14 protein-coding genes are annotated in these 15,420 nt (G+C 61.3%); 5 read left to right on the top strand and 9 right to left on the bottom strand.

All coding sequences use genetic code 11. The features are described 5' to 3' along the window. Positions 1-380 precede the first annotated feature (380 nt). Both hemH and NW848_RS08105 read left to right on the top strand, forming a co-directional pair. Positions 381-1,406 carry a ferrochelatase gene (gene hemH, locus NW848_RS08110; RefSeq protein ID WP_011429913.1) on the top strand — a complete coding sequence of 342 codons (1,026 nt, stop codon included), beginning with the start codon at positions 381-383 and terminating at the stop codon, positions 1,404-1,406. Between the two features lie 169 nt (positions 1,407-1,575). After that, the gene (locus tag NW848_RS08105; RefSeq protein WP_414508340.1) at positions 1,576-2,913 is read left to right on the top strand and encodes a CCA tRNA nucleotidyltransferase; all 1,338 of its coding nucleotides are present in this window, start codon (positions 1,576-1,578) and stop codon (positions 2,911-2,913) included. On the opposite strand, the gene NW848_RS08100 is transcribed toward NW848_RS08105, so the two are convergent. Next, positions 2,910-3,641, bottom strand: coding sequence for a response regulator (locus tag NW848_RS08100; protein ID WP_049749731.1), 732 nt, complete (start codon positions 3,639-3,641; stop codon positions 2,910-2,912). The two genes, NW848_RS08105 and NW848_RS08100, sit on opposite strands and share 4 nt — an antisense overlap. 275 nt (positions 3,642-3,916) lie before the next feature. Here NW848_RS08100 and NW848_RS08095 point away from each other — a divergent pair, with 275 nt between their 5' ends. Beyond that, complete coding sequence (locus NW848_RS08095) at positions 3,917-4,819, top strand: 4-hydroxybenzoate solanesyltransferase (RefSeq protein WP_011429910.1); 903 nt, start codon at positions 3,917-3,919, stop codon at positions 4,817-4,819. 16 nt (positions 4,820-4,835) lie between these two features. Here NW848_RS08095 and NW848_RS08090 read toward each other — a convergent pair whose 3' ends face one another. The 3 genes from NW848_RS08090 to ndhN all read right to left on the bottom strand — a co-directional run bounded on the left by NW848_RS08090 (position 4,836) and on the right by ndhN (position 8,295). Next, positions 4,836-6,737 (bottom strand): R3H domain-containing nucleic acid-binding protein, encoded by a 1,902-nt coding sequence (locus NW848_RS08090; protein WP_011429909.1) that lies wholly within the window; start codon positions 6,735-6,737, stop codon positions 4,836-4,838. 15 nt (positions 6,738-6,752) lie between these two features. Beyond that, a complete protein-coding gene (locus NW848_RS08085) occupies positions 6,753-7,763 on the bottom strand; it encodes an LdpA C-terminal domain-containing domain (protein ID WP_011429908.1) in 1,011 nt (336 codons plus the stop codon). Positions 7,764-7,851: 88 nt separating this feature from the next. Further along, entirely contained in the window at positions 7,852-8,295 is a 444-nt protein-coding gene (ndhN, locus tag NW848_RS08080; protein WP_011429907.1) for an NAD(P)H-quinone oxidoreductase subunit N, read from the bottom strand. Between the two features lie 444 nt (positions 8,296-8,739). On the opposite strand from ndhN, the gene msrB reads away from it, so the two are divergent. Continuing rightward, on the top strand, positions 8,740-9,150 hold the full coding sequence (gene msrB, locus NW848_RS08075; protein ID WP_011429906.1) for a peptide-methionine (R)-S-oxide reductase MsrB: 411 nt from the start codon (positions 8,740-8,742) through the stop codon (positions 9,148-9,150). A 49-nt stretch (positions 9,151-9,199) separates the two neighbouring features. Continuing rightward, positions 9,200-10,003, top strand: a complete 804-nt coding sequence (locus tag NW848_RS08070) for an FTR1 family iron permease (RefSeq protein WP_099812250.1) — start codon at positions 9,200-9,202, stop codon at positions 10,001-10,003. A gap of 274 nt (positions 10,004-10,277) precedes the next feature. On the opposite strand, the gene NW848_RS08065 is transcribed toward NW848_RS08070, so the two are convergent. The 5 genes from NW848_RS08065 to NW848_RS08045 all read right to left on the bottom strand — a co-directional run bounded on the left by NW848_RS08065 (position 10,278) and on the right by NW848_RS08045 (position 14,450). Beyond that, positions 10,278-10,490 carry a CP12 domain-containing protein gene (locus tag NW848_RS08065; protein ID WP_099835041.1) on the bottom strand — a complete coding sequence of 71 codons (213 nt, stop codon included), beginning with the start codon at positions 10,488-10,490 and terminating at the stop codon, positions 10,278-10,280. A 244-nt stretch (positions 10,491-10,734) separates the two neighbouring features. After that, positions 10,735-11,466: an energy-coupling factor ABC transporter ATP-binding protein gene (locus NW848_RS08060; RefSeq protein WP_099812251.1), complete on the bottom strand. Its 732-nt coding sequence runs from the start codon at positions 11,464-11,466 to the stop codon at positions 10,735-10,737. 33 nt (positions 11,467-11,499) lie between these two features. Beyond that, positions 11,500-11,769 (bottom strand): hypothetical protein, encoded by a 270-nt coding sequence (locus tag NW848_RS08055; RefSeq protein ID WP_011429902.1) that lies wholly within the window; start codon positions 11,767-11,769, stop codon positions 11,500-11,502. 78 nt (positions 11,770-11,847) lie between these two features. Continuing rightward, on the bottom strand, positions 11,848-12,732 hold the full coding sequence (locus NW848_RS08050; RefSeq protein WP_414510872.1) for a hypothetical protein: 885 nt from the start codon (positions 12,730-12,732) through the stop codon (positions 11,848-11,850). Between the two features lie 116 nt (positions 12,733-12,848). Continuing rightward, entirely contained in the window at positions 12,849-14,450 is a 1,602-nt protein-coding gene (locus NW848_RS08045) for an ATP-binding protein (protein WP_414508338.1), read from the bottom strand. Between the last annotated feature and the right edge of the window lie 970 nt (positions 14,451-15,420).

Below are 15,420 nucleotides of genomic sequence, written 5' to 3'. Positions count from 1 at the left end.
TCTTCTCCGGCGTGTTTTGGTTGACCCAGTTCAAGGCCTGCACAAAGGCGTCCAGCGTCGCATCTAACTTGGCGGCTTGCGACTCCGATAGGACTCCGTCCCGCTAGCGCGAACAGTTCGCAGGAAATAGTCAAGACTTGGGTCATGCTGTCACTATACATCAACAGACCGCATTCCTCCCGACGCTCGGCTGCGCCAGAGCGCGGGGCTCCTGCGGTTTCTAGCTGACACCGGGCGGAGCAGTAGGGGAGGAGGGGGGATCCCTGGCTAAGGATGGGGGCCGAGAGAAAGCTGAGAAAGGTTGCAAGAAAACTTAATGCCCCTTCCCCGCTGGGGGGCAAGACCTCCTACAGTGGATAAGGAAGGTCATTGGGTTTGTCATGTCCAAAAGCGGCGTGCTCCTGCTGAACTTGGGGGGGCCAGAGACCCAGGCTGATGTGCAGCCCTTTCTCTACAACCTCTTTGCCGATCCCGAGCTGATCCGCCTGCCCTTTCCCTTTTTGCAGAGGGCTTTTGCCTGGGCCATCTCCACGCTGCGGGCGCCCAAATCCCGGCGCAACTACGCGGCCATCGGGGGGGGATCCCCTTTGCGGCGCATCACCGCCGCCCAGGCACAAGCGTTGCAGGCTCAACTGGTGGCGGCGGGCTACGACGTGCCGGTGTATGTGGCCATGCGCTATTGGCACCCGCTGATCGAGTCGGTGGTGCAGCAGATCAAGTCGGATGGGATCACCCGCCTGGTGGTGCTGCCGCTCTACCCGCAGTACTCCATCAGCACCACCGGCTCCAGCTTCAAACTCCTGGATCGCCTCTGGGCCGAAGACCCGGAGCTGGCCCGCATCGAGCGCCGCCAGATCTGCTCTTGGTACGACCAGCCCCAGTATGTCCAGGCCATGGCTAGGGCCATCCGGGAGCAGTTGGATGCCTTCGAGGATCCGGCAGGGGTGCATGTGCTCTTTAGCGCCCACGGCATTCCCGAAAGCTATGTCACCCAGGCCGGGGATCCCTACCAGCAGGAGATGGAGGCCTGCGTCCAGCTCATCTGGCGGGAAGTTGGGCGCCCCAATCGCCACACCCTCTCCTATCAGAGCCGGGTGGGCTCGGTGCGCTGGCTGCAGCCCTATACCGAGACGGTGATCCCAGAGCTGGGAGCGTGCGGGGTCAGGCAACTGCTGGTGGTGCCGATTAGCTTTGTGTCGGAGCACATCGAAACCCTGCAGGAGATCGACATCGAGTATCGGGAGCTGGCCCACCAGGCTGGGATCCGCGAGTTTCGCCGCGTGCCCGCGTTGAATGCCGACCCGCTGTTTATTGCCGGGCTGGTGGCGCTGGTGCGGCCCCATCTGCTCACTTCAGCACCTGCTTTTGTACCGGCGGCGGTGGGCGGCTCGCTGCTGGAGCGATAGCTAAAAGGGATCCAGGCCGCGAGCGGGCCTGGGCAAGCGAGGGTCAAATCCCCAAAAGCAATCGCTTGTTTTTGCGCAGCGGTCAGGTGAGGGTACGGCCTGTCTGGTTGCTTGCGCTCTGGGGATCCTAGCCCTTTAGATCATCGAAGTCTCCCCCCTGTGCACATCGATGAGCGAAGCCCTGCTGAGCAAGTGGCTGCTGACCTATTTCCGCCAACGGCTGCCCTTTCCCAAAGAGTGGCTGCCCCAGGGGAGCTACTGGGTGGGGGGATCCCTGCGGGATGCCTATCTGGCTTGGCTGCGGGGCCAGGCTGGAGACTCCAAGGGGCCGGTGGATCTGGATTTAATGTGTCCGGCGGATCCCGTGGGGTGGGCGGCGGGGGTGGCGCGGCGGCTGAAGGCCGGCTTTGTGGTGCTGGATGCGGAGCGACAGATTGCCCGCATCGTGCTGGGCCAAGGAGGGGCTTCCACCCCCACAGCGGCGACGGTGGACGCGGCCCTGCAGGTGGGCCCCACCCCGGAGGCAGATCTGCGGCAGCGGGACTTCACCTGCAATGCCCTGGCTCTGGAACTGCAGGAGGGGCACCTGTTGGATCCCACGGGGGGGCGGGCAGACATTGAGCAGAGGTGTCTGCGCATGGTTCACCCCGACAACCTCAGTGCCGATCCGGTGCGGCTGTTGCGGGCCTATCGCCAGGCAGCTCAACTGGGGTTTGCGCTGGATCCGGCCACGGCAGAGGCGATTCGTCAGCGGGCCCCCCTTTTGGCCAGGGTGGCGGCAGAGCGGGTGCGGGCCGAGGTGGTGACCTTGTTGGAGACGGGGATCCCCGGCTTGGCCCACCTGCAGGTAGCGGTGGCGGCAGGTCTGCTAGCGGCTTGGCTGCCCCGCCTAGCGCCCCAGAGCCCCGGCTTTGCCCAGGCCCAAGCGGTGTGGCAATGGGCCGAGATCTGGCAGCTTCAGTATCCCCGCACTCTGGCGGAGCTGGCCCAGCCTTTGGCGGATCGGCGCGGCGGCCTGTTGGCAACGGTGTTGGCAGCCCTGCTGTGGGATCCGGCGGGCACCCCTGCCGAGACGGTGGAAGCCGAGCTGGAACGGCTGCGCTTTAGCCGCGCCGAGATGCGGGCCATCCAGAAGCTGCACCAGCTTCTACCCCTGTTGCAAACGCTTCTGACCCATTCCCCCACTCCCGGACAACAGTGGCGGCTCTATCACCAGGCGGGATCCCTCTTCGGCGGCCTGGCCCTGCTGGCAGCAGCCACCGGCAGCAGCCCCCAAGAGATAGAATCCTGGCTCCGGCGCTACGAAGATCCCCAGGATCCCCTGGCCCATTTGGTGCCCCTGCTGGATGGGAACGACCTGCTGCACAGCTTGGGTGCTAAACCCGGACCCTGGGTGGGCCAGTTGCTGCAGGCTCTACAGGAGGCGCAGGCCGCGGGGCAGATCCAAACCCGCGCCGAAGCCCTCTCTTTTGCCCGCCGCTGGCGTGAGAGGAGTTCCCAACCCTAGCCAAAGCGATAGCCGAAGCCGCGCACCGTCACCAAATACTCTGGGTTGCTGGGATCCAGCTCCAACTTTTCCCGCAGCCAGCGGATGTGGACGTCCACCGTTTTGCTGTCGCCCATGAAGTCGGATCCCCAGATGCGCTCCAAGAGCTGTTCCCGCGTCCAGACGCGGCGAGGGTTGGACATAAACAGCTCCAGCAGGCGGAACTCCTTAGGCGAGAAACTCACCTCCACTCCCCGCACCAAGACGCGACACTCTTGGGTAAACATGCAAATATCCCCGTAGCGGAGCACCGTGGCCTCGCTGGCGTGGGACTGCTGCCGACGGCGCAACACGGAGCGACAGCGGGCGATCAGCTCCCGCATGCCGAAGGGCTTGGTCAGGTAGTCGTCGGCTCCCAGCTCCAGGCCCACCACCCGGTCGGTCTCGCTGCTTTTGGCCGTCAGCATCAGGATGGGGATGGTGTTGCCCTCCCGGCGCAACAGCCGGCACAGATCCAAGCCGTTCAAGCCGGGCAGCATCAAATCCAAGATCATCAAATCCAGCCGTTCGGCCGTGTGAACCAGCTCCAGCGCTTGTCGACCATCGGCGGCCTGCAAAACTTGGTATCCCTGTTCTTCGAGAGCAACGGCAACGGTTTCTCGGATTGCATCCTCATCGTCCACCACCAGCAGAGTCTCCAGAAGGGGAGGAGCTTCCTTGACTTGAACTTCGGGAAGTTGACTGGTCATGGAAAGGGTTGCTTGCATGGCAGACTCCGTCTCGCTTGCGCGAACGGCCTCACAGGGGAAAAGCAGCAAAGTTCATCACCCTCAACAGCAGCCCCCCGCTAGGATATCAAACTTCTCAGGCTGGCCAATAGTGGGAAAAGAGGAGCCAAATGCTGGCCAAAAAGTAGAGACGGCGAGGGGGACGACAAGGGTTCCAGGGCGGGCCAGTTTAGGATGATTTAAGATCGGTGCGGAGCTCCATTCCTCTCGGCAACTGGCCCTCTTTCGACCTGGCTATGTCTGCCTCTCCTTCTGCACTCTGGGCCACTGGCGGAGCGATTTTACGGCTGTTGCGCTGGCATAAGCCGGCAGGGCGGCTGATCCTGATGATCCCGGCTTTGTGGGGGGCTTTTCTGGCCGGACGGGGAACGCCGCCTTGGCCGCTGGTGGGGATCCTGATTTTGGGCAGCTTGGCCACCAGCGGGGCGGGCTGTGTGATCAACGACCTCTGGGATCGGGATTTGGATCCCTTGGTGGAGCGCACCCGCAACCGCCCCTTGGCCAGCCGCGAACTGACCGTTGCCGTCGGCATCGTGATGGCGCTGCTGACCTTGGCCTGTGCGGCGGGGCTGGCGCTTTTTCTCAACCCGGTCAGCTTTGCCCTCTGCGTGGCGGCAGTGCCGGTGATCCTGCTCTATCCGGGGGCTAAGCGGGTGTTTCCCGTGCCCCAACTGGTGCTAGCCCTGGCCTGGGGATTTGCCGTGCTCATCAGTTGGACAGCGGTGAGCGGCCAAGATCCCCACACACCCCTGTGGGAGGAGGGGCTGGGCTGGCTGTGGCTGGCCACGGTGTTGTGGACGTTGGGGTTCGATACGGTCTATGCTCTATCGGATCGAGAGGACGACGAACGGGCCGGGATCCACTCCAGCGCCCGCTTTTTTGGGAGACAAACCCCAACGGCGGTGGGGCTGTTTTTCTTGGGCGCCGCCCTTGCCCTCTTGGGGGTGGGGATCAGCCTGCAGTTGCACGCGGTCTATTTCCTTAGCCTGGCAGTTGCCGCCGCTCTCTGGGGCCGGCAAACCTGGCAGCTTCACCAGGTCAATCCCCCTCCCACTCTCTACATGGCCATCTTCGGCCAAAACGTCCTCCAGGGCTTCATTCTCTTGGCAGGGATGATCGCCGGATCCCTGCTGGCCTGAGGAACCCTGGCTGGAGCTAGTTGGGATAGATGCGCAGGCGGCGGTTGGGCTCTTCGCCGAAGCTCTGGGCCCGCAGGTGATAGTGCTCCACTAGCTGGTGCTGCAGCTTGCGGATCAGAGGGGAGCGGGGCAGCAATTCCACCGGCTGGGACTTGGGAATGACGATCTGCTCTACCGCCAGCCGGGCCTCCTCCAAGGCTTCCGTTTCGTCGCCCGAGCTGGCCCGAATGAACAGCTCTAGGTCGGAATCGGAGCCGTCCTCGCTTTCGATGTTGAGGATGTGACGCAGGGCGCGGGCAAGGGCGATCAGGGTATTGGCCTTGACGGTGTGAATCGGGATTTGGCGGGCGTGGGCCAGTTGCTGGATCTTGGAGCGGCTGCGCACCTGGGATCGCAAAGCCAAAACAATATCTGCCTCATCCAGATCTTTGGTGACATCCGCCGACAGCTTCAAAGTCTGGATCACCTGCTCCAGATGGAAGCGGCTAACCCCGTAGGGATAGATCCTCAGCGGCCCATCCAGATCCCGTTGCCGTTCTGCCAGGGCAGCCGCAGCAGGTTCCTCCCAGTCGGCATCCTCTTCCGCCTCAGCCCTGGACTCTGCCTTGGGGCTGGCCATAACTTGAGGCTCAGCACGGGATCCCGCTGCTGCTGGCGGGACAGATTCCTCCCCCTTGGCCGAAGGCGAGCCAGATTCGCCGGGCTGGCGCAGACGAGTTTCACTTGGTTCTAGGGGCAGAGCTTCCATCCGCCCAGAACGGCGCCATCCCCCCCGCTCCCGTGTTGGGGACAGGGTGCTGCCGGCAGGGGGGGGCCACTGGGGCCCAGACAGGGTGGGGCGCTCGATCACCACTTGGCCGCGTTCGTCCAGGCTGCGCAGTTGCACCAGCGGCTCGCGGTTGCGCAGGAGGCGATCCACAGTGGCCGCCACATCTTCGTGGATGACCCAGCGATCCCGCTCCAGCATCTCCACCGCAATCTCAAACGTGGGGGGGGCCTTCCGCTCCAAGACGCTCTTCTGGCAGCCCCGCCGCCGCGCCTCTTCGTCTCCGAGCGTGACCGACTGGATCCCGCCAATTAGGTCGGAGAGGGTGGGGTTTTTGATCAGGTTGTCGATGCGGTTGCCGTGGGCAGTGGCCACCAGTTGCACCCCCCGTTCGGCGATGGTGCGGGAGGCCAGAGCCTCCAACTCGGTGCCGATCTCGTCGATCACCACCACTTCCGGCATGTGATTTTCCACCGCCTCGATCATCACCTTGTGCTGCAGCTCCGGGCTGGCCACCTGCATGCGCCTGGCCCGGCCAATCCCTGGGTGGGGCACGTCGCCATCGCCGGCAATTTCGTTGGAGGTATCGATGATGATGACCCGTTTGTGCAGCTCGTCCGCCAGCACGCGGGCAATTTCCCGTAGGGCGGTGGTTTTGCCCACCCCTGGGCGGCCCAGCAACAGCATCGAGCGGCCCTGCTCCACCAAATCGCGGATCATGCTGATGACGCCGATAACGCAACGCCCTACCCGACAGGTGAGGCCGATGATCGTGCCCTGGCGGTTGCGAATGGCGCTGATCCGGTGCAGAGTTGAGGCAATGCCGGCGCGGTTGTCGCCGCTAAACTCTCCCACTTGGCTGATGACCAGATCCAGGTCGGCGCGGGTGACCACCTCCTCCGAGAGGTAATCGGCAAAGCCGGGGAAGCGGGCTTCCGGGCGGCGGCCCAAATCCAGCACCACCTCTACCAGCCGATCCAACTGGGGATGCTGCTCCAGGCGCTGGCGGATGGAGGCGGGCAGAACGTCCAGCAGCTTGCCCAAATCGTCGTTGTAGAGGACTTGCCCGGGAAAAGAGGTGCGTTCGCTGGAGCGGTGCGGAGCACCTTCCCGATCCGCCGACGGGTTGAAGGGCTGTACTAAGAAACTCATGGTCGGGCAACGTTGTTAAACACTGGAAAAACAGGTTTGTCTGGGGGCCACCGCTCGTTGCTTCACTTGCTGCACCAACTGCTTGGCCACTGGGATCCCACCTGCCAATCCAGGCCCCCCCTCCAAGTAGGTGGCCACCAACTGTCGCGCATAGCTGCCGAAGGCCACCCCCGCCACCGGCCAACGGGGATCCAGCAGCGACACCGTTTGCCCATTGGTTCCTCCTGCCAACTGCACATAGCCGGGCAACCCCATGCTCAACACCTTTCGGGCCAACTTCAGAGTCGCCTTGCCGGCGCCAGCTCCAAGATCCCCGCTCATAGGCCGACCGTCCACCTGCCAGATCAACACCTCCGGCAAGGGATCCATCAAGGCCAGCAAATCCCGCAAATAGACCTCGAGGCCGGGACCATCGTTAAAGCTGATCGAGACGGCCCGCAGCCACCGCAGCCAGGGCTTTAGGGATCCCCACAATTGCGCGAATTGGCTCTGTCGACCGATACGGGTGTGGATTTCCACCGCCTCAACCCCCAGCTCTAGCAAGGACGGCAGGATCTCCGCCGCCGCAACCTGATAGCCTTGGGTGGCGATGCGTTGGTGGGGACACACCGGCTCACAGCGGCCACAGCCGTAACAGAGCTCTGCCCGGATGTGAACCTGGGTGGAAGTGCCTGCCCGGATCAGGGCGTGGGGCGGACAAACGGCTAGGCAGGGCTGCGGACAGTCGGCAGGACAGACGGGATCCGTCAGCACCGCCTTGCGAAAATGCACATCTTCGCCGTCGTTGACGCTGACCATCAACCAGGGGGACCCCACCTGGGGATCTTCTGCCTGGGCCCGCCGGATCCCTTCTTGGGCAGCTTGCACAATGGCTGGGTCAGCGGCGACGTCAATGCAATCGGCACCGGCAAGCGTGTAGAGGAAAGCTAACTCTCGAATCGACGGCAAGTGGTGGAAACTTGCGCCGCAGATCAGCTTAAACCAAGTACCCTGTTGCAGCGAGACGTTCGGCAAGGTCACAGGCACGGAAGGCCACCGGCAAGATGAGAGTCTGGGCTGCAGGCCGCCTACTTGAGATGGTAGCAAAGAATTTTCGAGGAATCTGAACAGATCCTCAGGCACTCTGCAGAGGTTGCCACCGAATTGACCGCTCTCGACCCAGCTCCACCACAAATTTCACGCCCTTATCTTCTTGGCTCAGCTTCACCAGGTAGGAGAGCTCTTGCCGGCTGAGCACATGCCCCTCGTAAAACCAAAACACCAATCCCTTGGCCTTTGGGGGCAAGGTGGCGCGGTACTGCTCGATCAACGAGGGGTAGAAATAGGTGCGCCGCTGCGATTTGCCCAGCGTGGCAGGCCGCACCCCATGGCTGGACGTCAGATAACTGGCCAGATCCCCAATCCCCTTGCTGGAAAGGGTGACTACCTCGTAGCCAGCTCCGCGCAGCCGCCGCAGGTAGTGCCCTTCCGATCCCCCTTCTGGGGTAACAAAGATGGCCAGAGCCCCACACTGCTCGAGCTGCTGCACAAACTTGGCGCCTGAGCCGACCAGCAACATGGCAATAACTCCGTCGTTTTCAGGGTTAGCAAAAGAATCCCCAGGCCAGCCCGCCTAGGCCGAACGGATCCCTTGCCTGTGCTCATTGTAGCGGGAGTATGTCCCCAGCCAGGGATAGAAGCTACAGATAGAACTCATAGAGAAGCTCGCCGACTCTTTGCCGCGCGGAAACTGCCGGCTTTGGCTGAGGGGTAGCCGACCAATGGTGAAGATACCCGTACCTTCGCCTTTGTGGGGAAGAAGACGTGAAGAAGAGTTAAGATACATACAAGCATCTGCTTGCAAGTCTCAGAAACAGCCGGACAGGGCAACTGGAGAGTCCGGCGGCGATGGCTTCACCCATGTCAGGACGGACAAACCGCTTATGCGACGAGGCAAGCTTTTGACTTGACAGTGGCCGGGTTCGTTACGGCACCCCTCAGCTTGACAGGAGAGCAACAGGCGATGGCTCAAGAAATCTATCCCGTTACCAAAACCGACGCTGAGTGGCGACAACTGCTCACCGAAGAGCAGTACTATGTGCTGCGCCAAGAGGGAACCGAGCCCCCCTTCCGCAACGCCTACTACGACAACAAGGCTCCAGGGATCTATGTCTGCGCTGGCTGTGGGCAGGAGCTCTTTTCCTCGGCAGCCAAATACGACAGTGGCACTGGTTGGCCCAGTTTTTGGGAGCCGATTGCTCCTCATGTGATCGGCACCAAGACGGATTGGAAGTTGCTTGTGCCTCGCACCGAGGTTCACTGCTCCAACTGTGGTGGTCACTTAGGGCACGTGTTTCGGGACGGTCCCCCACCAACGGGTCTGCGCTACTGCATCAACTCTGCTGCTCTGAAGTTCATCCCCGCCACCACCTGAGCCTCTCCTCAGGCAACGCTAGAATTGAGCCACCTGCCTGGGTGAACCTATGTCGGACTACACCTTTTTGGATGCTGCCTCGATTTTGCTGCGGGAGGGTCTGGAGGCGCTTTTGGTGCTGGTGGCTTTGCTGGCCCTTCTGCGCAAAAGTGGGCAGTCGGCCCCGCAGCGCTGGGTGTGGCTGGGGGGATCCATGGGTCTGCTGGCAGCGGTGATGCTCGCCTTGCTGGTGAAGTTGTTTTTCCAGCAGTTGCTGACCCACACCCGCCAAGAGGTACTGGAGGGGATGACTGGGCTGGTGGCAGCAGGTTTGCTGTTTTCGGTCAGCCTCTGGCTGCACCGGCGGGCCGCCCTTGCTTCCTGGCAGACCTTTGTGCAAGAACAAGCCCAGGCAGCGCTCGCCACAGGCCAGGTTTTTTCCCTAGCTTTCCTGGCCTTTGCAGCGGTGTTTCGCGAGGGGGCAGAAACGGTGTTGTTTTACGTGGGATTGGCCCCTTCCCTGGCGGCAAAAGATCTCTGGCTGGGGATCGGTCTGGGATCCCTGCTGCTGGTGGGGATGGCGGTCTTGCTGCTGCAGGTGGGGCTGAAGCTGCCCTTGGGGGCTTTTTTCCGGGGTTTAAGCCTGCTGATTTTTTACTTGGGCTTTAAGTTCCTGGGCAGCGGCCTCCATGCTTTGCAAGTGGCGGGCTGGCTTCCGATCACCCCCTTATCCGGGATCCCGAAGCTGCGCTGGTTGGGTTTGTATCCCACTTGGCAGACGCTGATCCCACAAATGGTGCTGCTGGGAACAGCCTTTGTCTTGTGGATGAGGCAATGGCGGCGGGCTGACTCTGCTCAAAAGCTTTCTCCGTGAGAAACTTTCTTTGCGAGCAGGGTACCTCCCACAACCCTCAAGTTCGAGGGGCTGGGGTTTCGAGGGTTGTTGCTCGAAGTAGCCGGCGATCCTCCCTCTTCCTGGGGTGAGCAAAGTGTCCCGGCTGGACTCAATTCTCGGTGCCCAGCTACGCATTCCGGCCCAGAAAGACGAAGCCCGCCAGCAGGGAGCTGGCAGGCCGCTGGATCTTGTCGGGGATCCCACTTGCGATCGCTGTCGATAAACCGAGACCGATCTGCAGGGTTACCAGAAATCAGGTGTCGTAAACACGGCACTCGACGGCGTCGGGGTTTTCAGCACAGTGCTGCTCAAGGCTGCTGGGAGCTTTGGGCTGGTGGCTGCGGGCTGCCAGCACTTCCTCAACAGCATCCCAAGCTGCACGGCAGTGAGGATCCCCTTCGCCGTACTCAGAACAGATGTTACGGGCGTTTTCCAGCTCTTTGGCAATGACTTCAGACAGTCCCATATTCTCAAGCTCCTTTCAACGAGATGGGGCCAGGGGCCCACGGGTATAATCTGCTGACGCAGATCCGCAGGGATCTAGCGCACTCGCGGATCAACAGGCAGAAACCTGCCGCTCCGCAGGGTAGATAAGTCCAGGATGATGCCTTGCTGCCAACCTATCGATCGCTGTGGATACATTACCATTCTAAGCAGCGACCGCCGGGGGTTGCAGCCACCCTTTTGCGATCTCTTCGGGATCAGCGGGGCTAAGACCTGAAGGCGCCAAACAGTTGTCCAAGCTGTTGCCGCACCTGCTCTGGGGATCCCTGATGGCGCACCTGTCCTTCGGAGAGGAAAATTGCTCCATCCGCCCATTCCAGCTCTGCCAGCCGATGGGTTACCCAGAGAGCGGTGATCCCCTCTTGATCCACCAGGCGGCGGATGCACCGCAGCAACTCCGCCTGGCTCTCGGGATCCAGCAGGGCTGTTGGCTCGTCCAAAAGCAGAACCTCGCTGCGCCGGGCCAGCGCCCCGGCGACTGCCACCCGTTGCTTCTGTCCACCGCTGAGGCCGTGGATGGGCCGGCGGATCAAGTGCCGCAAGCCCACCTGCTCCAAGGCCATTTCCACCCGCTCGGCAATCTCTTCCAACGTGAGGGGTTCTGCCCCCAAACCAAAGGCGACGTCTGCCCCTACCGTCGGCATGAACAGTTGGTGATCCGGGTTTTGAAACACGTGGCCCAGCCGCCCGCGCACCTCCAGGTGGCCCGCTAGGGGCTGAGGATGGGTGAGGGATCCGGACAACAGTTGCAATAGGGTAGACTTGCCGCTGCCGTTAGGCCCCAGCAGCATCCACAACTGGCCTTTGGGAATGACAAAGCTGCACTCCCGCAGAACCGGGGGACGCTCCGGCCAGGCAAAGGTCAGGCCCTCCACCCGAATGGCCGGCGGGGACTCCCTCTTGCCGCCGCGCAAGGACTCTGTCCCCCTCTCCGACATGAGAATCCCTCGCGAAGACCCGAAGAGCTGCTCTCAACCCTGCAACTGCGCCAAAAAGCCGGGACGAGTTCCTGGGGCACCAGGGCCACCCGACTTGGTGGTCATTTGCACGCCACACAGCTCGCCGGTGAGCAGGAACACCTTTTTGCCGGTGCGGTCACAGGTCAGCTCCAAGCTTTGGGGGGATCCGCTCTGGAGAGCGTTGACCACGCTTTGGTAGGCGCGGTTGGCCGCTTCCTCCTCTTTTTGGTGGACGACGATGGGGGCGGGATTCCCTTTCAAAAGCAATTCTAGGATATACATGGCTGACCGTTCGCGTAGTGGGCTGTGGACACCTGATCCCAGTATCGCAGGTTAAGGCGAGAGCTGGAGATCCCTGCCCTAGGGACAGGGGAAGGTGGGGGTGGGATCCCCTTCATTGAGACCGGCAAACCAGCTCGACAGGGCCGCCGGCAGGCAGAGGCCAGGGTTGCCCTCGATGTGGAGCCGTTCCAGCCGCGGCAGTTCTGCCAAAAAGCCGGGCAGCTCGCCCGTGAGCCGGTTACGGGCCAAGCGCAGATCCCGCAATTGCTTGAGTTGGGCCAGCTCCGGAGGCAGGGATCCGCTGAGGCGGTTGTCTGACAAGTAGAGGTTTTCCAGGTTGTGCAGTTGCCCCAGTTGGGGCGGAATGGGCCCAGAGAGCTGGTTGCGATCCAAAAACAGCCCCTTGAGGGAGCGCATCTGGCCCAGTTGGGCGGGAATGGCGCCGCTGAGCTGGTTGTTTTGCAAGCTGAGGTTTTCTAGGCGGCTGAGCCGGCCTAGCTCTGGGGGGATGGGGCCGGAGAGCTGGTTGTGATCCAAAAACAGGCCCCGCAGGTTGCGCAGTTGCCCTAGCTCCGGCGGAACGGGGCCGGAGAACTGGTTGTAGTCGAGAAAAAGCTGTTCCAACTCCCTCAACTGCCCCAGCTCGGCGGGGATGGGGCCAGAAAGCTGGTTGTAACTGAGAGACAAAGCCCGCAGGTGGTGGAATTGGCCAATCTCCGGCGGCAGGGATCCGCTCAGCCCGCGGCGATCCAACACCAACTGGACAAGGCACTGATCCCCATCAAACAGAGCCACTTCCTCCACCACCACCTCAGGCCGGCCCATCGCAGCCAAGACTTGCCGTAGGAGGAGAGGATCCCGCTCCCGACAAGAGGCGAAAGACCAGGCCATCGTCCCCCAGCTCAGCCAAGCCCCAATGGCCAGCAAGAGCAAAATCCGAGCTTGTCTTTTGACTGATCCCATTGCCCCTTCCCGGCCAACGTCTTAAGGGAGCATAACTCCCCTCCAGATCCTTGCCAACTACTTACTAGCTGGGGGAAGGGGCAACAGTTCTTCCAGAGCAGGGCGCCAGGCAGGAGCTAGGATTGGCTGCCTTGAGAGCGCTGGATCACCTCAGCTTCGCTTAGAGGGGTAGGGGCGTGGAAAGACAGGCACCAGGGAGTTTGGATTTTGCAGGGCGGGTGAAGCTGCTGCGAGGAGAGATAAAACTGTCCCACCTTTAAGACAGCCACATCTTCTCCGCTTCCTCCCCGCTGGGCAATTTGCTCGCGCACTACCTCAATGGCTGCCGGAGACGTGACTCGGCCAAAAAACTGGGTGGAGCAGTTGGCGATGACGTTGTGGTCGATGCTCTTGGGTGCTTGGGTAGCAAAAATGAGACCCAAGCCGTATTTGCGCGCTTGGGCGGCCAGGCGCAGCAGGCTCTGCTTGCAGGGGGTAGTCCCCTGGGAGGGCACAAAGTCTTTGGCCTCGTCGATGACCAGCAGCCCGCGCACTGGCGCTTCCGGCGGGGCGGGGTTTTTCTTGATCCAGGTAAACAGCGCCATGGCCAGTTGATTGAGAAATTGCTGCTGTTCCCCCAGGGTGGGAAGGCCCACCAAGTTGACAACCGACACCCGGGTTTTGCCGTAGTCTGAGCCCAGCCCCAACAAGATGGCCGGATCCAACGCCATCCCCTGTTGATGGAGCAACTTGTTGTTAACCATGGCAGCCTTGAGGAGATTAGCCATCTGCAGCGCCAGTTGCGGCGCCTTGCTGATACCGGCTCCTGCTTCCGGAGGCAGGTCCGCAAGGAACTCGGCAAAGTCAGCTAGAGATCCCGGCTGGTGGGTGGCAAAGTATTTCAAAGCTGCCTTGAGAACCCCCCGCTTCAGCTCGTCGCTGACGGTCTTGCCGGGGGCCACGATCTCCTGGAGGGCGCCCCAGGCCATGTCGACGGCCTGATCCAGCTCTTCGGGATCACCGGCCAGCGCAGCAAAGTCCGGCAGGGGGGCGAGGGTGAGGGGGTTGCCCGCCGCCAGCCCAGGGGTCCAAACCACCACCTCGGTTTGGGCAAAGTAGCGCTCTGCCTTGGCTTGATCCTCCTCTGTCCAGCCTTCGGGAGCGGCAGGCCAGGGATCCCCCAGCCGGGCCAAGTCGTTGGCTGCATCGATGACGATGGAAGGGATCCCCTGCAAGGCTGCCTCTTCCACCATTCGCCTCAAGAGCACCGTTTTCCCCGAGCCGCTGCCAGCCAAAATCACAGTGTGCCGCACCAGCTCTGGGACGGGCAGAAAGACCGGATCCCCTTCTCGATTGGCCACCCAACGCCGCCCGACCAACAAACCCGTTAGGTGCAGATCCTGCTTGGCTTGAGGGGCCTTGCCGTTCTCTACCCTAGAAAGTGAGAAATCCCCTTTTTTGGCAGGCTCAACTTTTGGAGTTTCCTGCGCAGGGATCCCTTCCTTCAGCCAGGCGAGGAGCTTGGCCAGACCCGAATCCGGCTCGGCGGCTGCCAGTTGGGCAAGGGGCTGCCGCTCGGCCAGCCAGTCCGTAAAACCGGGCCTGGATTGGAGCTGCTCTAGGGCCAGCAGAACCCTGATTTCCTCCTCGCTGGGCCGCCAGTGGATCCCACCCTCCTCAAGGAACTTTTGCCACAGTTTCTGAGTACGTTCGCCTCCTGGTAGGGAGGTAGTGCGCACCACTACCAACTTGCGAAATCGCAGGGCCGCGTCGATCCCGGCTGCCGTTCTAGCAGCTACTAAGCGAGTTTGGAAAGATCTAGGATTAGTTGATTGAATAGCTGTAAAACAAAGGTGCCTTTCCCGCTCGTTTGCCTCGTAGAAGATTAGCCGCAAGCGAGAATGCAGAGGCAAGAAACCTCTGGATCCAGGGAAGTCAGTTTCCACTTGGCTGCCAATACTAGCCGGCAACTTTTCCTGCCCGACGAGAAATTTGCACAGAGAAGCTAGGGGCTCTTTCCATATCTCGTTCTCGTTTTCCTGTAAATACGGGGAAATATCAACCTTTTGCTTGGCCTCCTCAAAGATTCGATCTAGTTCCTTCAGTGGAGGGGGACTTGGAGTGATAGGAGCAGAACTTGGGACACCTAACTCGATAACTATCCCTTTCTGTAGGCATTGCTCCCTGTGCTCATGACATTTCTGGAGGAGCTGCCGAGGATTGTTCCTCTCCGGGAAGGACTGGAAGAACTCCGGCTTAAACGGGTAGGAAGGATAGGGAGGGATAAAGCCCACCTTGTGGTAGGCAGCCTGCAGGCGAGGAACAACAACTGCCTCAGCGACACTGGCCGAAAGAAGATGCGTCAAAGTTAAAGGCTGCTCAAAGCGTCCTGTAAAGGTTTGAACAGCTGTTTTCGTTAGAATTTCCCAAGACTGGTCTAGGCACGAGATGATGACAAGGGATCGGGAGAGGCAGTCCCGTAGCCCAATGAGGCCACCTGCGATGTTATGAATGATGTTTTGGGAAGCTTCTTTTTCTGTCTCTGGCGAGAGCTCCTGCAAGGATGACGAAGGACTAGGACTTGTATGAGATTGCACAACAATGGGATCCAACTGATCCAAAGCAACTACAGTGGGTCCCCTTAGGCTCATCAGCCAAGAAAGCCCTGCAACAACTTGACTAGGATTTAAGCTGGCGTTGGTAAAACCG

The sequence above is a fragment of the Synechococcus sp. RC10A2 genome (assembly GCF_047502605.1).
This window is presented reverse-complemented; position numbering and strand designations above follow the sequence as displayed.